Raw genomic sequence first — 18,657 nt, forward strand, 5'->3', positions numbered from 1 at the left:
CCCCGTTGGAAAATGCGTTATGCGCACCGCAGTCTCCGTACGGTTGACATACTGTCCGCCTGCGCCGTGAGCACAATACGTATCAATTCTGATATCCTCGTTCTTTATTTCTACCTCAACCTCTTCCGCCTCAGGCAGAACAGCGACAGTTACCGCGGAAGTATGAATGCGCCCCTGTGACTCCGTCGCCGGAACACGCTGCACGCGGTGGGTTCCGCTCTCATATTTCATACGGCTGAAGGCACCATAGCCTTCAATGGAGAAAGAGATTTCCTTAAATCCGCCAAGCTCTGTAGGATTGGAATCAAGCAGAGATACATGCCACCCCTGTTTTTCCGCATAACGGGTATACATGCGGAACAGGTCTCCCGCAAAGAGAGCAGCTTCTTCGCCTCCGACACCCCCGCGAATCTCCACAATGACGTTCTTATCATCATTGGGATCTTTAGGAAGAAGCAAAAGCGGAAGCTCCTGCTCCAATGCTTCACGCCGCGGACGAAGCTCTGAAAGCTCAGACATAACAAGAGCACGCATCTCATCATCAAGCTGCTCTTCTATCATAGCCTCGGCATCTTCAATGTCGCCCACGACCTTACGGTATTCACGAAACTTCTCCACAATCGGGGTCATTGCCGCATGCTCTTTATTAACGCGCTGCCATCGGCTCATATCCGCAAGCACATCAGGGTCGCTGAGCATTGACTCAAGCTCTCTGTATTTATCTTCTACTGCCTGTAATTTCTCCAGCAATTTACTCTCTCCAAAACATAATTACTCTTCCGCAGCAGTAACAGCCGCAGCGGCCATTGACTCATCAGCCTCATTTTCCTCGGACAATGCCCCGTCCTCATTTGCCGGAAGCCCCATCCGCACACGTTCCTCCTCAGGAAGAACGGCCGCCAAAGAAGCTATAGCAACCTCAACCATCTCATCTGCCGGCGGATTTGTGGTGAGCTTCTGGAGCCACAGTCCGGGCTTCGTTGCAAGCTGCACCACGGGATTAGTGGAACGTCCCGCAAGACGTATAAACTCGTAAGAAACACCTGCTACCACAGGCATCAGAAGTATACGGCTCACGATACGCGTCGTAAGGTCAGGCCAGCCCAGAAAGGCGAACACAAAAATACTGACAATCATAACGATAAGCAGGAACGACGTTCCGCAGCGCGGATGAAGCCGAGGAAAACGCTGTACATTTTCAACAGTCAGCGGTCCGCCTGCCTCATACGCATGGATTGTCATATGCTCCGCCCCATGGTACTGGAATACGCGGTATATATCCTTCATCTGAGAAATTCCCCACAAATAACCGAGGAAAATCAAAAGGCGAAGAACGCCCTCCATGAGATTCAAGGCAACGGCACTTGTGGTAATTTCAGCAAAAAGCTTTGCTGCTCCTGTAGGAATAGCCACAAAAAGCACCATTGCAAGCACCAGCGCAATGATCATTGTGCCGGCCAGCTCCATATCAGAAAGCTGCTCATCCTCATCTCCCGCCTTCTGCGCGGAAAAAGAGAGCGCACGAAGACCAAGCACGAGAGATTCTACAAGGGACACAACGCCCCTGAGAAACGGCCATTTCAATATAGGAAAACGGTCGCTTATGGAATCAACAGGCTTCACATCTACAGTAATGCGCCCGTTAGGTTCACGCACGGCTGTAGCAACCTTGCCATTACCGCGCATCATAACGCCTTCGATAACAGCCTGTCCGCCAACCATCAGGCACTGGCCGGAATCACGCTGCACATATTTATCACTCAACAGAAACCCTCCTCAAAAGGATTACCGATATATCTTCAAAAACAAAAAGAGGCAGGACAATCGCTGCCCTGCCTCCAACCATCAATCTTTGCTATAACGCTGCTTGAAGCGCTCGATACGACCGCCCTTAGCCTGACCGCGCTGACGACCCGTGAAGAACGGGTGGCATTTGGAGCAAACGTCGACGTGAAGCTCCTGTTTCGTGGAACCCGTCTTGAACGTATTGCCGCAGCCGCAGACGACCGTAGCCTCAAAAAACTCCGGATGAATTTCAGCCTTCATGATTACACCTCGCTTTCCCCTACTGGGTAAAGATACAAGCAAACTATGCGCTCGCTTGGTTTTCCCGTATCCCGTGTAGGGGAATCGGGCAGTCCGCGAGCAGACGACAGTTCGTCCACTCGTAATTCGTTATTTTACACGAAAACCGAAAAAGTGTCAAGTGAGTTATAACGCATTCGTTCAAGTTTTGCCAAAGGCAAAACTTCCTCTGTCAGCGTTTCAACGAGGCAAAAGATATATGCTCAACGCGTGTTATTTGCCCCTCCTTAACCAATAAAGGAAGAGGACAACTTCTGCCGAGTTATGTTCTCAGCGCTGCTTCAGGTATACTTCCACACGTTTGCCGCTGACAGCCTTGATGCCCTGCCCTGCACGTCCGTAGTAAAGGGAAAGCTCCGCATTCTTTTTGAAGCCCTCTCCCTTTGCTCCGTCATGTGTCCAGGAGTGGAGAGAATAGCCCGCATTTACAATAGCCTGCAGGCGTCCCATATCATCCTCGGGAGCAAGCTCAGCCAATGCCTTCCTTGCGTTGGCGAGATCAGTGCGGACTGCGCTGCTTACTGCAGTAAACGCGCGGCGGTCTGCGGCTTCCTGTGCCGACAGCTTGCGGCGGCGGAGGCGAAGGATGTTGAAAAGCTGGGAATAATAATCTGCTGTCTTCATATAAAAATACCCCTTTTCTGTTTTGATATGCCCTTAGGAGCATATCCATACTCTGTCCTCTATAATACCACGAATTCAGAATTTTGTAACAGTTAAATGAATGCAAATTTTCCTTGAAAATTTTCCTAAAAACTACCATAATATAATAGATTATCTATATTCTTTCACAAAGGATAAAAAAACACATGGAGGGGAATAATATGCCAAAAGCACCGATGCAGCACGTCTGCAGCTTCTGCAAGCGCCTCGTGACTATAAAGAATCAATATGATATGCCGATTTTTGACCCGCAGTCCGGATTCGCAATCTGCAAAAACTGTATTGAAGATATCTACCATTTCCTCGAAGCTCATGAGCAGGAGGCCGCAGAGCACGAGAAAAAGGATTTTACGGACGCGCTCAACACTTCGCTTGAAAATACAAAGCCGCACATCATCAAGGAGTACCTGGATAAATACATCATCAACCAGGACCACGCGAAGAAAATTCTTTCCGTAGCCGTCTACAATCACTACAAGCGCATGAAATACGGATATGAGCACTCTGACGGAACTGAAATCGAAAAATCCAACGTCATCATGCTCGGCCCGTCAGGCTGCGGCAAAACCGCACTCCTGTCGCATCTTTCGCAGCTTCTTGATATCCCGTTCGCCGTTACGGATGCTTCAAGCCTCACGGAGGCAGGCTTCGTCGGCGCTGACGTTGAAGTAGCCGTAAGAAATCTTTACTACGCCGCCGACAAGGATATCGACCGCACGGAGCACGGTATCATTTATCTTGACGAATTCGACAAGATTGCACGAAAATCCGGCGAAAACAATTCCATAACCGCAGACCCGGGACATGAAGGAACACAGCAGGCACTCCTGAAAATGCTTGAAGGAAGCGTTGTTGAGTTTACGGCACGCGGTCAGCGCAAGCACCCTGAGGCTCCGACAATCAAGGTCAACACCCAGAACATTCTGTTCATCGTAGGCGGCGCTTTCGTAGGTATTGATAAAATCATCGAAAAACGCTTGCAGAAATCCGAAGCAAGTATTGGCTTCGGCGTAAAGGTCGAGGGCGAGAATGACAAACCGAAATTTGATGACCTTCTTCGTCAGGTAACCCCGCAGGATCTCATGAAATACGGCATTATTCCTGAGATTATCGGACGCCTGCCTGTCATCTGCACCCTTGAAACTCTCGACGAGGACGCGCTTCTCCGCATTCTCACCGAGCCTGTCAATGCACCTGTACGCCAGTATCAGAAGCTGCTTGAAATGGACAACGTTGAGCTTGAATTCGACGATGCCGCTCTCCGCGCCGTTGCGAAGGAAGCCATCAAAAGAAAAACCGGCGCGCGCAGTCTGAAGGGAATTATCGAGGACGTCATGCTTGATGTCATGTTCGATATCCCCCGCTCTGACGAGCCGCGTATTGTCCGCATTACAGAGGACTGCATAACAAAAGGCGCACAGCCCAAGGTTACTCCTTCCGAAAAGCAGGAAAAACCTAAAAAACAAAAAAAGATTTCAGCTTAAACACAAAAATTAAACACAAAAAACCGCTGCGGTGAACAAAAGGTTCGCACGCAGCGGTTTTCATTTGCAGCTATATCCTCAGGAAAGGTCTACGCTCTGAATACCTTCCTCCTTCATGAATTTTGCCATTTTATTGACGTCCTTCATGAGGTCATAATAGTTATCCGGAGTCAGAGACTGCGGACCGTCCGAAAGAGCTTTTGCCGGATTCGGGTGCATTTCCATAATAAGACCGTCAGCACCGCATGCAACAGCAGCCAGAGCCATCGGTTTTACAAGACGCCACTTTCCCGTTCCGTGGCTCGGGTCTACGATTATTGGCAGATGCGAAAGATGCTTTACTGCAGCAACCGCACTGAGATCGAGTGTATTGCGCGTATATGTCTCGTAGCTTCTGATTCCGCGCTCACAGAAAATGACATTCGGATTTCCTTCATTTAATATATATTCCGCAGCATTGAGCCACTCGTTAAGAGTTGCAGCCAGACCGCGTTTCAGAAGAACAGGCTTATTGGAGCGCCCTACTTCCTTCAAAAGACGAAAGTTCTGCATGTTGCGGGCACCAATCTGCAGGAGGTCTGCGTACTCCGCGACAACCTCTACTGCCTCAACCTCAGTTACCTCCGTAACTATGCGGAGTCCTGTTCTTTCTTTAGCTTCGGCAAGATATTTAAGACCTTCCTCCTCAAGTCCCTGGAATGAATACGGAGAAGTACGCGGCTTGTATGCGCCGCCGCGGAGAAACTGCGCTCCTCCCTTTTTAGCGATTTCAGCCGCCTCAAAAAGCTGCTCGCGGGACTCAACTGCGCACGGACCTGCCATGACCACAAACGTATCTCCGCCAATAGGCACTCCGTCTACATCAATAACGCTGGACTGAGGATGAAATTCACGGCTGACAAGCTTATAGCTTTTGGAGATTGCAACACTCTGTTCAACTCCCGGAAGTGCGTCTATAGCCACAGAACCGAGCTTAGTCTTATCGCCGATAACGCCTACAATCTGCTGCTGTGCGCCCTCCATAACCTTAGCAGTAAGCCCTGCATTCTGAATGACCTCGATTACACCTTTGATATCAGACGCTGTTGCGTCGGGATTCATGATAATTACCATATTTTTCGTCTCCTTTTATATATGTTGTTTTTAATTCTATTTCAAGGCATAGATGACAGGAAATTCTCCCAGGTCGTGCAGCCATAAGCTTCTTTTTCTGACCGCCGCGATTGAGTCCTGCAGCCTGTCGTGATTGTCTCCCTCAACCTCAAGGTCAAAGAAGAAAATATATCGTCCAAGCTCCGTTCTTCTCGGACGCGACTCAATCCTCGTCATATTAACTCCCCGCTCCGCAAACTCCTGCAGCACTCCCAAAAGGCTTCCTGCACGGGAACCGTCAATATCACATATCACCAGCGCACGTCCCTTCTCACCCTTCGGAAGCACATGGGCAGGCTGACGGCAGAGTTCATAAAAGCGGGTACAGTTGGTATCGTTGTCCTGTATCTCCTCAGCAAGAACAGAAAGCCCGTAAAGCTCTCCGGCACGCTTCGTGCCGATTGCCGCGGCACACGCCTCATCAGGACTTTCAGCCGCAAGCTTTACTGCCTGTGCGGTACTGGCTGCTTCAAGGCGCTCCGCATCCGGAAAATTTTTATCCAGCCATTCTCTGCATTGCGCCAAAGGCTGTGCATGGCTGTATATCGTCTTCACTTTATCGGAGGAGCACTTCGCCATCAGATGGTTGTGCACGCCCCAGATAAGTTCGCGGTTCACAACCAGAGCCTCACTTCTTGCAAGAGTATCAAGCGTGATGTTCACTGCCCCCTCAAGAGAGTTCTCTATAGGAACGAGACAGCTGTCCAGCTCACCTTCGACAACAGCCTGCATCACCGAATATATATCCGGATAGGGAACAAGCTCAACGCTTTCCTTCAGCTCATCGCGAAGGTAAATCGCCGCTGCTTCGCTGTGCGTCCCCAGCGGTCCCAGGAAACCCATCTTTTTCATTTCCACACCCTCCATTGCCAATCAAAAAAGCCCCGTCCTGTCAAAGGACGAGGCTGTGCTCGCGGTACCACCCTGCTTCATCCGCCTAAGCGGATATCTCATCGCCTGCGGACAAAGGTCGACAGGCTCCTTCTTTTAACGGCAAAGGCTCCGGCTCCGTCTGCTGGCATACGCCCCTGAACGGGCAGCTCCCCGGTGAACTTCCTGTACGTCTCCCCGGCCGGCTCCCATCTGCCCCGGCTCTCTGAACGGCTCCCCGTACGGTACTTTTCCGGTTCTTCGCTTTTCTCTCTGTACGATGTGTCTATGATAACATACAGGGTTTACAAAATCAAGACGTTTTTTCAAAAATCGCAAATTATTTGTCCATTAAATTGCACGGTGTTTTAACAAATTTCTCCGTATAAGCCTGCGAATCCAAAAGCATAACCCCCTATCCTTTTATCTTTCTTTCGTGCGCGTATATCTTTCAAACCTTCACCAACATTTACATTTACGTATATCATTTTCGTTATTTTATTGTCTATCTGTATACATTCCTATGCATAATTGTATATATTTTTCATACAAATAATTGCATACAACATATTGTTGTGATATAGTAAGTGGTGTATGGTATAAAAACCAGAGTTGGAATGAAAGGGGCCGGACTCATGAGTCTGAAGCTGATTACAAAACGGTGCAAGGGATGCGGCATCTGCGCGTATTTCTGCCCAAAAAAGGTACTCGTTATTACCGAGTTGAACAAAGCCGCCATTGCGGACGGCAAAGAAAATGACTGCATTAGCTGCGGGCAGTGTGAGATGCGGTGCCCTGATTATGCTATTTTTGTAGAAAAGGAGGCGTGAGGATGAGTCGTGTACTTTTGATGCAGGGAAACTCTGCCGTTGTCGAAGGCGCTATCGCGGCAGGAGTTCGTTTCTACGGCGGTTATCCTATCACGCCGTCAACTGAAATTGCGGAAGGCATGGCAAAACGTCTTCCTGAGGTCGGCGGAAAATTCATGCAGACAGAGGATGAGCTCGCCGGCATGGGTGCGGTAATCGGTGCATCTCTTGGCGGAGTTAAAGCCATGACTGCAACCAGTGGTCCGGGCTTCTCCTTAAAGCAGGAAATGCTCGGTCTCGCCTGCAGCGCTGAAATTCCTTGTGTAGTTGTAGATGTTCAGCGTGTAGGTCCTGCCACAGGGCAGCCCACGTCACCCTCCCAGGGCGACGTCATGCAGACACGCTGGGGCACACACGGCGACCACTGGTGCATCGTCGTATCTCCAACGAGTGTTCCCGAATGCTTTGACCTCACACGCCGTGCCGTTGAGCTCAGCGAAACATACCGCTGTCCTGTTATTCTCCTTATGGATGAAGTAGTCGGGCACATGCGTGAGCGCATAGACCTTCCCGACAGCTACGATAATCTCCCCGAATGCCCGCGCAAGGTTCCCACAGGAGATCCTGCCGACTACCTTGCCTACAAGGCCGTAGACGGCACGAAGGTTCCGCCCATGGCTCCTTTCGGCAGCGGCTACCGTTGGCATGTATCCGGTCTTGTGCACGATGAAACAGGCTTCCCTAAGGGTACTCCCGAAGCAACGCGTACTTCTCAGGACCGTCTCCGCACGAAACTCACCGACTGTCTTGACGATATTGTAATGACAGAAAGCTACCGCATGGAAGACGCGGAATACGCGGTAATTTCCTACGGCGGCGCGGCACGTACGGCTTACGATGCCGTTGACATGGCCCGCGAAGCAGGCATAAAGGCAGGACTCTTCCGCCCTGTCACCATCTGGCCCTTTGCAGAAAAGGAAATTCAGGAGCTTGCAGGCAAGGTCAAGGGCATACTCGTCCACGAGCTGAACTGTGGACAGTATTTCCTTGAGGTTGAACGTGCTGCGCACGGAAAAGTTCCTGTTGTGCTTTACGCAAAATACGATAATGAATCCGCATCTCCTGAAGAGATGCTCGCGGAAATCAAAAAAATGGCAGGAGGCGCAGAGGCATGAAAGAAGCTCTCGTAGAAAAATATTTCCGTCCGGGCCGTCTGCCGCACCTCTGGTGCCCGGGCTGCGGACACGGAATCATCACCGGCGCCATCATTCAGGCCATCGACCAGAAGGGCTGGTCAAAGGACGAAGTCGCCATCATTTCAGGTATCGGCTGCTCAAGCCGTGCCTCAGGATATCTTGATTTCAACACGGCAAACACGCTTCACGGCCGCGCACTGCCTATCGCAAGCGGCCTCAAGATGGCAAACCCCAAGCTTCATGTCATTGTTGTCAGCGGTGACGGAGACTGCACGGCTATCGGCGGCAATCATCTTATACACGCGGCACGCCGAAACATTGACCTGACGCTGGTTGTATTCAACAACAGCATCTACGGCATGACAGGCGGCCAGTATTCACCAATGACACCTGTGGGCAGCAAGGCAACAACCGCCCCGTACCTGACTATCGAGGAGGATTTTGACCTGCCTTCTCTGGCACAGGCCGCAGGCGCGACATATACTGCCCGTGCCACAACATACCACACGCAGCTTCTTGTTGACGTAATCAAAAAAGGACTGGAGCACAAGGGCTTCAGCCTTATCGAAGCAGTATCGGCATGTCCGACGAACTTCGGCCGTCAGAACAAAATGGGTGCGGCTGCTCTCATGATGGACTGGCAGCGCCAGCACGGCATTCCTCTCGCCGCATGGAACAAAATGACGGACGAGCAAAAGGCCGGCAAATTCCCCATCGGTGTGCTTTCTGAGCGTACTGACCGCAAGGAATACACAGAGGCATATGACGAGGTCATCGCGCGTGCGCAGGCCGCCATGCAGGGAGGAAACTGATATGAAGCACACATTTCGTTTTTCAGGCACCGGCGGACAGGGCCTTATCACCGCCGGCATAATTCTGGCAGAGGCTGCCCTCCTCGACGGGAAGATGGCAATCCAGTCCCAGAGCTACGGCCCTGAAGCCCGCGGAGGCTCCTCCAAGGCCGAAGTCATTATTTCGGATGCCGCTATACATTTCGGACGCGTCATGCACCCGGAAACCCTTCTCGTTATGAGTCAGGAGGCCGCGGATAAATATGCCTCCGACTGCACAGATGACAGCCTCATCATAACGGACAGTCTTTTCGTTCAGACAGTACCCGTCAACGCACACCGTGTTGACCTGCCTATCACCCGCACGGCATCCAAGGTCTGCGGCAAAACACTGTTTGCGAATATCGTGGCGCTCGGTGCGGTGGCCGCACTCACAAAATGTGTTTCCGTCGAATCCCTTACAAAGGCGGTTCTTGCCCGTGTACCTAAGGGCACTGAGGAAGCCAACAAAAAAGCGCTTGCCGCCGGTATAGAGCTTGCGGGAAACAATGAAAAAGGAACTAATGCTGCTTAACAGCGTAAAAACCCCCTAACCATGGACTTATCCGAGGTTAGGGGGTTATTTTTATGCAGACTGTATAGTTCCGTTATGATATGCCAGAAGCAGTGCCTTGAGGTCTTCCATTTCCTCGCGCATTGCCGCGCCTTCATCAGTATCAGCCACAGTAAGATGATATGACTGCAGCTCCACAGTTTCCGACACAGACTCAATATCACGGTTCTCCCTGAGAGCCGTGCGGACATCGGCAACATGCTGATGTGCCAACAGGCGGAGTCCTCTGGAATTGGATATCAGGGTAAAGCCTGATATTCCCGTCTTTTTGTGATAAGCATGGCAGAAACCGCCGTCAATGACGATAGCCTTTCCGCCGGATTTTACCGGGCTTTCGCCCTTTTTGACGGGAACGTGGCCGTTGATTATGTGACCGCGTGACGGATCAAGGCCAAATTCCGCAAGCACGCGTTCACACGCATCGGGATCATTTATAAACTGGAAGTACGGATCATCAGGCTCGTCCCAGGTGCTCTCATCATCAACAAACATGCGTTCAAAGGTCTTAAACTCACGGCCAGAGAATACGGATTCGCGGCCGCACCAGAAATACCACATGTAATCGAGAAGAATCTTATCCCTGCCGGCCCACGCACGGCGGGCTGCCTCATCTACAAAATCAAAATATGCCCTGCCGCTGTAGTCACCGCCTCCGACAGTCACCTTTGTAAAGCTGCCGTCCGCGTTCATAGGGACGCAGGCGTGGAAAAGCAGATTGCCGTTGCAGCATGTGTAGACACTTCCCCTGCGGTACAAAAACTCCACATGACGGCGGAGCGGTTCGCTTGCGAGGAACGAAGCACGAAGCTCGTTCACGATTTCTTCTTCCTCCGGGGAGAGCTTCAGCGGGTCCTTCGGGTCAATGGTCGGGAATACCCTCTGATTCATAGCGTAGTCCCTGCCGTCAATCCTCACGGTGCCGTTCTCGTAATCCACAGCCTCAAGAAGCACACGGGAATCCATGTCAAATTCCGGATGGCGGTGAATTATTTTTCCCTCCAGCTTGAACATGATAATTGAAATAGCGCGCTCAGCTGCCTTTATAGGCGCCTCATCGGGGTACTGACGGGACGCCCACAGTGTCAGAGAGCGAAGTCCGATTCCATAACCGTTCTCAAGCACCTCCGTATTGTTGTAGCGGAGATTATTCCTTACCACATTCGCGATGCAGGCATCACTGCCGCATGCCGCCCCCATCCAAAGGATATCGTGGTTGCCCCACTGAATATCAAGGGACGGATAATCCAATACATCATCAAGAATAGCATCAGGACGCGAACCGCGGTCGAAAAAGTCTCCGACGATGTGAATCCTTCCGACAGCCAGCCTTTTTATGAGCTCGGAAAAAACACGGATAAACGCAGGCGCGCTTCCCACCTCAACAATGGATGACAGCAGGCGTTTATGATACTCGAACTGCGCCGGATCCGCCTCAGGACGCGTATTCATAAGCTCCACAATAACCGAAGCAAAAGCCTTAGGAATCATTTCCGAAATCTCTGCCAGCGGATATTTGTACGACATTACCTTCGCAAGCTCCAGCAGCTTTGCCAGAGTTTCCTCATACCAGTTAGGAACTATGCGCCCCTCATTCTCAAGACTCTCCAGCTTTTCCGCCGGATAATAAAGAAGCGTGCAGAACTCAGCCTGCTCGTCTTCCTTCATTCTGTCTCCGAAAACATAGGCAACCTTTTCACGTATAACTCCCGAGCGGTTGTTCAGAATATGTGAAAACGTGCCATACTCTCCGTGCAGGTCACTCAGAAAATGCTCAATTTCCTTCGGCAGAGTGAGCTGCGACGACAAATGAATAAGCCTCTCGCTGACAGCCTCAGGTGTAGGATATTTTTCAGAAAGCAGACGCAGATATTTCTCATGACGAATCGGCTGCTCTGTTTGCTTCATACGGATAATGCCCCTTTACGAAAAGAGTTTCTTTCATTCTAACAGATTTTACCCGTTTTGAAAATCAAACAACAAAGAAAACACTTACGGCCACGCCTGTAAATATTCTCCTTAAAAGCTTCCGCCACCTCCGCCTGTGCTTCCTCTGTCGCTTGAGCTGCTTGAGCTGTCATCGTCGTCCTTGCCTTTCGATTTCGGCGTGACAGTAGTAGTCGTATAAAGATAGGTGTCCTCTGAAAAAGTGAGCTCAAAGGAATCCCTGTCCAGATATTCGTCCGCCTGCCCCGCGAAGGAAACATTGCTCATGCAGCTTACAAGATACGCGCATACGCAGAAGCCTACACAGGCTGCGCCGATAAGCCCGATTAGCAGCGCGCAGATGCTGAACTCATTTGCCGGGTCGTAGGGCTCGCCTTCCTCCGCGTAATATGCCAGCTCCTTTTCCGCCGCGTCCACAAAAAGCTCTGCCGCACGGTCAAACTCGTTATCCTTGAGTGCAGGAACTATTTCGTCTTTAATATATGGTATACCTGTTGCACTGGTAATGCGGCGGTTCATGTAATTTCCCGTGGCAATATAGTATTTTCGGTTACTCATGGTAATGTAAAGCACCATGCTGCCGTTCGTTCCCTCGTTGTAGACACCGCTCTCCACAAAACGCTTTGCTTCCTGTTCAAGATTCGCTGCTCCGGCAGGAAGATTTTTTACGATGTGGATTCCCACGTGCACACCGTATTTCGCATTGAGAGCTTCAAGCTTTCTCGTAAGCTCTGCCTGTTTTTCCGCAGAAATGAGATTTAATCCCTGCTCCACGTAAACAAGAGGCTCGTCCTGTCCCCATGATGCCTGATTCTGCTTTGGCTGTTTTGCCTGAGTTACCTGTTTTGTCTGAGTCAGCTTGTCCGCCGTGGATGCCGCCTCAACCCGTTCAGCACCGAACATTCCTGCAGCGCTTAAAAGCATGAGCACAAAGAAAAAGACGGAAAACCTTTTCATCATTTTCATCATCATTCCCTCCTCAGCTCAGCAGCCATTTGGCGATATAGTAAAATACAGGCAGAGACACTATTGCCGGAACCGCTCCGTAAAGAGCCGCCTTCGTCTTGCTGTATGGGAGCCTGCCCACAAATTTTCCCGTCTGACCGTTCATCATAAAAGTGTATGGCTTATCCTCATATCTCGTCGTCAGAATCCACACAGGCACCATAGCGTATGAAACATTGCTGTCCTCCTGATACAGCGACTGCGATTTGCAGTCCACACGGGTATATCCGGTCACTGTAGCCTGAAGCTCATCGAGGGCAGTCTGCCCCACCCGTTCCTCCGTGTATTTTGCCGCCTCATCAGCATCCACATCATATTTATCCGCAAGATAGCCCGCAAGATATCCGGCGTTGAACTCCACCAGCTCCGAGTAGTCAAAGGGCTCAATGCTCTGCGTGTAGTCATCGTCCAGCTTTCTGCTTCCGTCATGAGGAACCTTTTCAAATGCCATCGTTCCCTCACGGTCCGCGTCATAAACGCTGGTCTTCGTAATAATGGCATCCGGCGTATCAATGATATTGTCATCCTCTGCCTTGAAGCTGGCATTCATGCGAACCTTTGAATCGAAAAGCCAAAAGGGCACATACATAGCCTGAATGTGCTCCACACGGTTGTTTTCCGTAAATGCCCCCGGCAGAAGAATCTTCCCCTTGTAAAACTCCTTCAGGGCATTCACGGCATCCTGCTTCGTTTTCTTGAAGGGAATGATGAAATCCGGGCGCATCATTCCGTCAAAACGCGACGGAATCATAGTGGGATTTCCGCAGTAGCAGCACTCTGTAGCCATCGTATTCTCGTCGCTGACAATCTCCGCACCGCAGGACGAGCAGGTAAATTTACGGAAATTATCCGTTTCCCCGCTTTCCCATTCGCTTCCTGCACTCTTTGTATCCCACTTCGTTTTTTCTGCTTCCTCTGCCTGTGCGGCGCGCTCCTGCTCCTTCTCAAAGAGCTTTTTTACCGTCTCAACCTCAAGCTCCGTACCGCAGTATTCGCAGGTAATAGTTTCCTTTCCCGGCTGAAACTCAAGGGGGCCGCTGCAGTTGGGACATTTGTAGCTGACTGTTTTCTCTGCCATTGTTTAATCTCCTTTACGACGTGGAGAGCGCAGCATGCACTCCCCTCGGCTTCAAAAATTCGTTGGTAGAAATATCACGTCATGAATATAATATATACCCCGAAAATATTTTTGCATAGCAGGAATCAGTATATTTACGTCGAACTCTGTAAGTGGACACGTGAAAATAACATCACAATCCGACAGATACATCAGTATGAATAAAAGAAAAAAGGAGTGAACGCATAATGTCGAATTTCCACAAAATGAATCGCCGTGATTTTATCAAGACTGCCGCAATGGGCTTTTTTGCCGCCGGCACCTTGGGTTTCCTTCCGTATGAAAAGGTTTTTGCTGCAGACAGCTGCAGTGTCAAAACCCGCTACGGCACCTTCAACGGTTTCCAGGGCAAAAACGGTGTGAGCACGTGGCTCGGTATTCCCTATGCAAAGCCTCCTGTAAAAAAATTGCGCTGGCGTGCCCCTGAGGCTTTGAAGCCGTCAGACAAGACCTTTGACGCCAAAAAATTTGGCTATGCTGCTATGCAGGTAAATGACGCTCAGGAGCTTGCCTCAAAAAATCCTCAAAGCGAAGACTGCCTGACGCTGAATATCTGGACACGGGGCGGAAAGAAGAACAAGCCTGTCATGGTTTTTGTCCACGGCGGCGGCTTCCAGAGCGGCGGCAGCAGCGATCCCAGCTACGACGGAGCAAATATAGCGGCAGCCTATGACGTCGTTGTAGTTTCCTTCAACTATAGAATAAATGTTTTAGGTTTTGTGAACTTCTCAAGTATCGACCCCAGCTACGAAGACAGCGGCTATCTCGGTATAAAGGATCAGGTCGCGGCACTGAAATGGGTGAAGGAAAACATAGTGGAATTTGGCGGAAATCCTGACAACATCACGATTTTCGGCGAAAGCGCCGGTGCAATCTCAAATATGATGCTGGCTGTTCTCCCTGCAGCAAAAGGACTTTTCCAGAAAACAATTCCTCAGTCTGCAAACTCGTACATGTATAATACACCGGAATCCTCCGCTCAGGTCGCGGAAACCTATCTGAAGCTCAGCGGCGAAAAGAATATGAGCGGTCTTATGAAAAAAACCTCCGCAGAGCTTGTAGAGCTTTACGTTAAGGTCAAAAATGCCCGCGTGGCTGAAACTGTAAGAGATTACCTGCCTACCTGCGACGGAAAATACCTGCCGGCCAATCCCTTCAAGGCATTAAAGAAAGGCGGAGCCAAGGGGATAAAATTCCTGACGGGTACCACCGCAGACGAGTGGCGGTATTGGCTGCTTTATATGGACAACTTCTTTGAAATTCTTCATCAGGATTATCCAAAGCTTTCACCCGTTATGCAAAAATACACTGCCAAGAATGCACATGCTTCACAGACCTATGAAGAAATTTATAAAATGTGGCTTAACGGCCGCCCCCATACAGAGGAGCTTTTCGCCAACTTTGCAAATCAGCTGGATTGGCGCGTAGGTCAGGAGCTTGCGTCTGAATATCAATCGTCCTTCGACGATGTTTACTATTATCTCTTCAGTGAGCAGTCAACGAATGAAAGGCTGCGTTCCTGCCACGCCATTGACCTGCCCTATACCTTTAACATTCCCTGCGACCTGGCACCGAATCCCTCGCCGCAGCTGATAAGGCAGATTCAGGCCTCCTGGACGGCATTTGCGGCTACGGGCAGCCCTGACAATGAATTCATTCCTCACTGGGAAAAATATACTGCAGCCAACCGCTGGACCATGGAGCTGAACTCAAAGGGCTGCATGTGCCACAGGGATTTGAATACGAAAGCCCTGCAGGATTTGCGCTATATCTACGAAATCTGAAATCAATTTGATTCCGTAGTCATATTCCAAAAATGAAGGGAGAAACCTGTATGTCAGAAGAAGCAACGCTGTACGAAGTTTTGGGGCAAGTCGCACTCATCACACTGAACCGTCCAAAATCCCTGAATTCAATGAGTCTTGACCTTGTTGAAGGTATCATTGAAAAGCTCGATACGGCCGAAAAAGACGATAATGTCCGCACTGTTGTAATAACAGGTGCAGGACGCGCCTTTTGCGCAGGAGGAGACCTGGGCTCGCTTGATGAACTGAAAACCACTGCTGAACGCCGCCGTTTCATTGTAAGGGTAGGAACTATAGTAAAACGGATTCACGACCTTACAAAGCCCGTTATCGCTATGGTAAACGGAGTTGCCGCGGGGGCAGGCTTCAATCTTGCCATCGCCTGCGACCTCTGCTATGCATCAGAAGAGACAAAATTCATTCAGAGCTTCGTAAACGTAGGTCTTTCTCCCGACTGCGGAGGCTTCTATTTCCTCGCAAAAACTGTCGGCCTCGCAAAAGCAAAAGAGCTTATGTTCACGGCACGCCCCGTAAGCGCACATGAGGCAGAACGGCTTAATCTCGTAAACGGTATTTTCAAAACGGATGAGCTTCGCGAAAGAGTGCTTGCTATTGCGGATAAGATTGGTGCAACCGCACCGCTGGCAATCGCCATGACGAAAAAAGCCGTAAACGATTACAGCGCGTCCCTCGAAGAAACGCTTACCTTTGAATCCCTTGCGTCTTCGTCACTTCTCGGCACTGAGGACTTCCGCGAAGGCGTGAAGGCTTTCTCCGAAAAACGCGCGCCCAAATTTGTAGGAAAATAATTCATAAAAATCATATGAACGCGAAAAACAGCCCGCTTCCCAAAGGAAACGGGCTGTTTGCTTTCTTATTCATGTGATTAGCAGGAGCTTACAGTGCAGACTCGATAAACGCCTTCAATTCTCCTGTTGTCATTCCTCCAACATGGTGTCCTACAATCTGACCTCCGACAATCAGATACGACTGCGGGATTGCGTTAAGATTATACGCATTCGAGAGAGCATTGCCGTCGCCGGTATAGAACGGAAGCGAGAGGCCGGCGCCCTGTCCGCGGAGATATGCATACGCGTCATCTATGGGATAATCTACGGAAACAGCCGCAAAGTTTACTCTGTCCCCATACATCTGATATACCTCATTGATTGACGGCATTTCACCTACGCACGGTGGGCACCAAGATGCCCAGAAATTCAGGAACAGCGGCTTGCTCTGCGAAAGCTCTGCTATTGAAGTGACACTGCCGTCGCGCAGGTTCGTCAGTGACTGGTCAGGAGCAGCTACGGCTTCTGCAGTACAGGAAATCTGCGGAGCAAAATCCGTGGGTGCGAATGCCGGAGCAAACGCCAGAATACCTGCTGCAGCCAGTGTGAATAATGTTTTTTTCATAGTGATCTCCTCCTTATGTTTCTGATGGTTTATCATTTTTGATTGATAACTTTTTAAATCTGATCGCCTGGGTCGGACATTCTGAAACGCAGCTGCCGCAGGAAATACACTCGCGGTCGCCTGCGATTTTTGTATCCATTTTGCACACAGCGGCGCATTTGCCGCAGTGCACGCAGGAAGACGAATCCACTGCTATACCCGCCGCCGAGTATTTATTCATAAGCCCGTAAAATGCACCGAGAGGGCACATCCATCGGCAGAACGGTCGATATGCAATAACCATGAGTATGAGGAAAACCGCCAGTATAGAAAATTTCCATACTGTCAGCCACCCTGCCGCCGTACGCAGCATTGGGTTCGTCGAAAGAAGCGGTATTGCGCCTTCAAGTGTTCCCGCAGGGCAGATGAATTTGCAGAAGGCCGGTACGCCGATGCCTGTCATGAAATAGAAGGCAAAGGGCAGAATCAGCACAAATATAACCGCCCAAAGGTATTTGAGTGTGCTCAGCTTATGTGTAAGCCCTGTTTTTTTCAGCTTCGGTCCCGGAAGCTTATGCAAAAGCTCCTGTATAAATCCAAACGGACACGCCCAGCCGCAAATTGCCCGTCCGCACAGAAGTCCGAACAGGAGTAAAGTTCCAAGCACATACGCCGGAAACTTCGGAACAGCCCCCGAGAAAAAACTCTGCAGTGAACCCAGAGGACACGCCCCTGCCGCTGCGGGACAGGAATAGCAGTTAAGTCCGGGAACGCATACATTTTTCGTCACTTCTCTGGATATCCGCCCGCTTGAAAGCTCCGAAATATACGGGTTATAAAGCAGTGTAGCGAAAATCTGTGTAATAGTACGTTTAGCCAATTCCTATACACTCCAGACATATTCGGGCAGCTTTGCCAAAAACCTGCCGCGGCTGATTCAGGTAAATCCCTGCAGCCAGCAGCGCCACTGCCGCAAGCCAAAGATATTTCTTCATATCAGTCACCCCGGTATTCGACTATATATTCACAGAACAGGCTCAGTCCTTTTTCATGTGCGCCAGACTGTTTCTGTACTCATGATAAGCTGCACCCGCAATACCCGGTGTGGTCATTTCCCGCGGCAGGAGAATGTGGTCGAGCTGGTCTGCCGTAAGGTATTCATGCTCAAGCACCAGGTCACGGACAGGACGGCCGGTTTCGTATGCTTCTTTTGCAAGCGCCGAGCAGTTCTCATATCCGATATGCGGCATGAGTGCCGTTATGATTCCTACGCTGTGCTCCACGAGCTCACGGCAGCGTTTCTCATCAACCTCGAGATTTACAAGCAGGTTATCTACAAAGGTATTGATGGCATTGGTGAGGCAGCGCATTGAAAGGAACATGTTATAGGAAATGACAGGCTCCATTACATTGAGTTCAAACTGTCCGTTCTCAACGCCGAAGGTAACAGCAAGGTCGCAGGCGATTACCTGATAGCACGCCTGGTCGAGAACCTCCGCGATAACCGGATTCACCTTGCCCGGCATGATGGAGGAACCGGGCTGGCGCGGCGGCAGGTTGATCTCGTTCAGGCCGCAGCGAGGGCCGGAGGACAGCAGGCGCAGATCGTTGCAGATCTTGGACAATTTCACCACGAAGCGCTTGAGCAGACCGGAGACCTGCACGTAGGCCCCGGTGTCAAAGCTGGCCTCCACGTAGTTCTCGGCCATGACCACCGGCAGTCCGGAGACC

The 18,657-nt window shown here is 50.4% G+C and carries 20 protein-coding genes and 1 other annotated feature; of the genes, 7 read left to right on the plus strand and 13 right to left on the minus strand.

Going from position 1 to position 18,657, the window contains the following annotated elements; all coding sequences use genetic code 11:
- The 4 genes from ACY69O_RS04695 to ACY69O_RS04710 all read right to left on the minus strand — a co-directional run.
- Positions 1-750 (minus strand): peptide chain release factor 1 (locus ACY69O_RS04695; protein ID WP_462332309.1); only part of this gene is annotated, 750 nt, incomplete at its 3' end.
- A 21-nt stretch (positions 751-771) separates the two neighbouring features.
- Positions 772-1,722, minus strand: a complete 951-nt coding sequence (locus ACY69O_RS04700) for a DUF1385 domain-containing protein (RefSeq protein WP_462332328.1) — start codon at positions 1,720-1,722, stop codon at positions 772-774.
- Positions 1,723-1,845: 123 nt separating this feature from the next.
- Positions 1,846-2,046 carry a 50S ribosomal protein L31 gene (gene rpmE, locus ACY69O_RS04705; RefSeq protein ID WP_462332310.1) on the minus strand — a complete coding sequence of 67 codons (201 nt, stop codon included), beginning with the start codon at positions 2,044-2,046 and terminating at the stop codon, positions 1,846-1,848.
- Between the two features lie 309 nt (positions 2,047-2,355).
- Positions 2,356-2,709, minus strand: coding sequence for a hypothetical protein (locus tag ACY69O_RS04710; RefSeq protein WP_462332311.1), 354 nt, complete (start codon positions 2,707-2,709; stop codon positions 2,356-2,358).
- A gap of 200 nt (positions 2,710-2,909) precedes the next feature.
- On the opposite strand from ACY69O_RS04710, the gene clpX reads away from it, so the two are divergent.
- Positions 2,910-4,232, plus strand: coding sequence for an ATP-dependent Clp protease ATP-binding subunit ClpX (gene clpX / locus ACY69O_RS04715; RefSeq protein WP_462332312.1), 1,323 nt, complete (start codon positions 2,910-2,912; stop codon positions 4,230-4,232).
- Between the two features lie 78 nt (positions 4,233-4,310).
- Here clpX and aroF read toward each other — a convergent pair whose 3' ends face one another.
- Positions 4,311-5,345: a 3-deoxy-7-phosphoheptulonate synthase gene (gene aroF / locus ACY69O_RS04720; RefSeq protein ID WP_462332313.1), complete on the minus strand. Its 1,035-nt coding sequence runs from the start codon at positions 5,343-5,345 to the stop codon at positions 4,311-4,313.
- Positions 5,346-5,381: 36 nt separating this feature from the next.
- Complete coding sequence (gene pheA / locus ACY69O_RS04725; protein ID WP_462332314.1) at positions 5,382-6,236, minus strand: prephenate dehydratase; 855 nt, start codon at positions 6,234-6,236, stop codon at positions 5,382-5,384.
- 40 nt (positions 6,237-6,276) lie between these two features.
- Positions 6,277-6,525: a binding site (T-box leader), on the minus strand.
- A 346-nt stretch (positions 6,526-6,871) separates the two neighbouring features.
- Between pheA and ACY69O_RS04730 the strand changes: the two genes are divergently transcribed.
- The 4 genes from ACY69O_RS04730 to ACY69O_RS04745 are packed head-to-tail and all read left to right on the plus strand — an operon-like array spanning position 6,872 to position 9,624.
- Positions 6,872-7,084, plus strand: a complete 213-nt coding sequence (locus ACY69O_RS04730) for a 4Fe-4S dicluster domain-containing protein (protein WP_462332315.1) — start codon at positions 6,872-6,874, stop codon at positions 7,082-7,084.
- A 2-nt stretch (positions 7,085-7,086) separates the two neighbouring features.
- On the plus strand, positions 7,087-8,238 hold the full coding sequence (locus tag ACY69O_RS04735) for a 2-oxoacid:acceptor oxidoreductase subunit alpha (protein ID WP_462332316.1): 1,152 nt from the start codon (positions 7,087-7,089) through the stop codon (positions 8,236-8,238).
- Positions 8,235-9,071 (plus strand): thiamine pyrophosphate-dependent enzyme, encoded by an 837-nt coding sequence (locus tag ACY69O_RS04740; protein ID WP_462332317.1) that lies wholly within the window; start codon positions 8,235-8,237, stop codon positions 9,069-9,071. The genes ACY69O_RS04735 and ACY69O_RS04740 overlap by 4 nt, the downstream gene beginning before the upstream one ends.
- Before the next feature lies 1 nt (position 9,072).
- Positions 9,073-9,624 (plus strand): 2-oxoacid:acceptor oxidoreductase family protein, encoded by a 552-nt coding sequence (locus ACY69O_RS04745; protein WP_462332318.1) that lies wholly within the window; start codon positions 9,073-9,075, stop codon positions 9,622-9,624.
- Between the two features lie 51 nt (positions 9,625-9,675).
- Here the strand turns inward: ACY69O_RS04745 and ACY69O_RS04750 are convergent, their stop codons facing one another.
- The 3 genes from ACY69O_RS04750 to ACY69O_RS04760 form a co-directional block, all read right to left on the minus strand.
- A complete protein-coding gene (locus tag ACY69O_RS04750) occupies positions 9,676-11,568 on the minus strand; it encodes a fructose-1,6-bisphosphatase (protein WP_462332319.1) in 1,893 nt (630 codons plus the stop codon).
- Positions 11,569-11,679: 111 nt separating this feature from the next.
- On the minus strand, positions 11,680-12,573 hold the full coding sequence (locus ACY69O_RS04755) for a TPM domain-containing protein (RefSeq protein WP_462332320.1): 894 nt from the start codon (positions 12,571-12,573) through the stop codon (positions 11,680-11,682).
- A gap of 13 nt (positions 12,574-12,586) precedes the next feature.
- The gene (locus ACY69O_RS04760; RefSeq protein WP_462332321.1) at positions 12,587-13,690 is read right to left on the minus strand and encodes a TFIIB-type zinc ribbon-containing protein; all 1,104 of its coding nucleotides are present in this window, start codon (positions 13,688-13,690) and stop codon (positions 12,587-12,589) included.
- Between the two features lie 227 nt (positions 13,691-13,917).
- On the opposite strand from ACY69O_RS04760, the gene ACY69O_RS04765 reads away from it, so the two are divergent.
- Together ACY69O_RS04765 and ACY69O_RS04770 are read left to right on the plus strand one after the other, a co-directional pair.
- Positions 13,918-15,513, plus strand: coding sequence for a carboxylesterase/lipase family protein (locus ACY69O_RS04765; protein ID WP_462332322.1), 1,596 nt, complete (start codon positions 13,918-13,920; stop codon positions 15,511-15,513).
- 50 nt (positions 15,514-15,563) lie between these two features.
- Positions 15,564-16,343, plus strand: a complete 780-nt coding sequence (locus ACY69O_RS04770) for an enoyl-CoA hydratase/isomerase family protein (RefSeq protein WP_462332323.1) — start codon at positions 15,564-15,566, stop codon at positions 16,341-16,343.
- 88 nt (positions 16,344-16,431) lie between these two features.
- Here ACY69O_RS04770 and ACY69O_RS04775 read toward each other — a convergent pair whose 3' ends face one another.
- The 4 genes from ACY69O_RS04775 to ACY69O_RS04790 form a co-directional block, all read right to left on the minus strand.
- Positions 16,432-16,947: a TlpA family protein disulfide reductase gene (locus tag ACY69O_RS04775; RefSeq protein ID WP_462332324.1), complete on the minus strand. Its 516-nt coding sequence runs from the start codon at positions 16,945-16,947 to the stop codon at positions 16,432-16,434.
- A 13-nt stretch (positions 16,948-16,960) separates the two neighbouring features.
- Positions 16,961-17,806 (minus strand): 4Fe-4S binding protein, encoded by an 846-nt coding sequence (locus ACY69O_RS04780; RefSeq protein ID WP_462332325.1) that lies wholly within the window; start codon positions 17,804-17,806, stop codon positions 16,961-16,963.
- Positions 17,799-17,921 carry a CD1871A family CXXC motif-containing protein gene (locus ACY69O_RS04785; RefSeq protein WP_462332326.1) on the minus strand — a complete coding sequence of 41 codons (123 nt, stop codon included), beginning with the start codon at positions 17,919-17,921 and terminating at the stop codon, positions 17,799-17,801. Before ACY69O_RS04785 ends, ACY69O_RS04780 begins: the two co-directional genes overlap by 8 nt.
- A 42-nt stretch (positions 17,922-17,963) precedes the next feature.
- Positions 17,964-18,657, minus strand: a 694-nt coding sequence (locus ACY69O_RS04790) for a lyase family protein (RefSeq protein WP_462332327.1), incomplete at its 5' end; no start/stop codon positions are given.

The organism is Schwartzia sp. (in: firmicutes), from assembly GCF_978017985.1.

What these genes read in the sequence shown, in the direction of transcription:
- ACY69O_RS04765 (WP_462332322.1), top strand. Translation starts at nt 13,918, where the DNA reads ATGTCGAATTTCCACAAAATGAATCGCCGTGATTTTATCAAGACTGCC.
- ACY69O_RS04755 (WP_462332320.1), bottom strand. Translation starts at nt 12,573, where the DNA reads ATGAAAATGATGAAAAGGTTTTCCGTCTTTTTCTTTGTGCTCATGCTT.
- ACY69O_RS04760 (WP_462332321.1), bottom strand. Translation starts at nt 13,690, where the DNA reads ATGGCAGAGAAAACAGTCAGCTACAAATGTCCCAACTGCAGCGGCCCC.
- pheA (WP_462332314.1), bottom strand. Translation starts at nt 6,236, where the DNA reads ATGAAAAAGATGGGTTTCCTGGGACCGCTGGGGACGCACAGCGAAGCA.
- ACY69O_RS04740 (WP_462332317.1), top strand. Translation starts at nt 8,235, where the DNA reads ATGAAAGAAGCTCTCGTAGAAAAATATTTCCGTCCGGGCCGTCTGCCG.
- ACY69O_RS04710 (WP_462332311.1), bottom strand. Translation starts at nt 2,709, where the DNA reads ATGAAGACAGCAGATTATTATTCCCAGCTTTTCAACATCCTTCGCCTC.
- ACY69O_RS04785 (WP_462332326.1), bottom strand. Translation starts at nt 17,921, where the DNA reads ATGAAGAAATATCTTTGGCTTGCGGCAGTGGCGCTGCTGGCTGCAGGG.
- ACY69O_RS04775 (WP_462332324.1), bottom strand. Translation starts at nt 16,947, where the DNA reads ATGAAAAAAACATTATTCACACTGGCTGCAGCAGGTATTCTGGCGTTT.
- ACY69O_RS04745 (WP_462332318.1), top strand. Translation starts at nt 9,073, where the DNA reads ATGAAGCACACATTTCGTTTTTCAGGCACCGGCGGACAGGGCCTTATC.
- ACY69O_RS04700 (WP_462332328.1), bottom strand. Translation starts at nt 1,722, where the DNA reads ATGGTTGGCGGACAGGCTGTTATCGAAGGCGTTATGATGCGCGGTAAT.
- ACY69O_RS04735 (WP_462332316.1), top strand. Translation starts at nt 7,087, where the DNA reads ATGAGTCGTGTACTTTTGATGCAGGGAAACTCTGCCGTTGTCGAAGGC.
- rpmE (WP_462332310.1), bottom strand. Translation starts at nt 2,046, where the DNA reads ATGAAGGCTGAAATTCATCCGGAGTTTTTTGAGGCTACGGTCGTCTGC.
- clpX (WP_462332312.1), top strand. Translation starts at nt 2,910, where the DNA reads ATGCCAAAAGCACCGATGCAGCACGTCTGCAGCTTCTGCAAGCGCCTC.
- ACY69O_RS04770 (WP_462332323.1), top strand. Translation starts at nt 15,564, where the DNA reads ATGTCAGAAGAAGCAACGCTGTACGAAGTTTTGGGGCAAGTCGCACTC.
- aroF (WP_462332313.1), bottom strand. Translation starts at nt 5,345, where the DNA reads ATGGTAATTATCATGAATCCCGACGCAACAGCGTCTGATATCAAAGGT.
- ACY69O_RS04730 (WP_462332315.1), top strand. Translation starts at nt 6,872, where the DNA reads ATGAAAGGGGCCGGACTCATGAGTCTGAAGCTGATTACAAAACGGTGC.
- ACY69O_RS04750 (WP_462332319.1), bottom strand. Translation starts at nt 11,568, where the DNA reads ATGAAGCAAACAGAGCAGCCGATTCGTCATGAGAAATATCTGCGTCTG.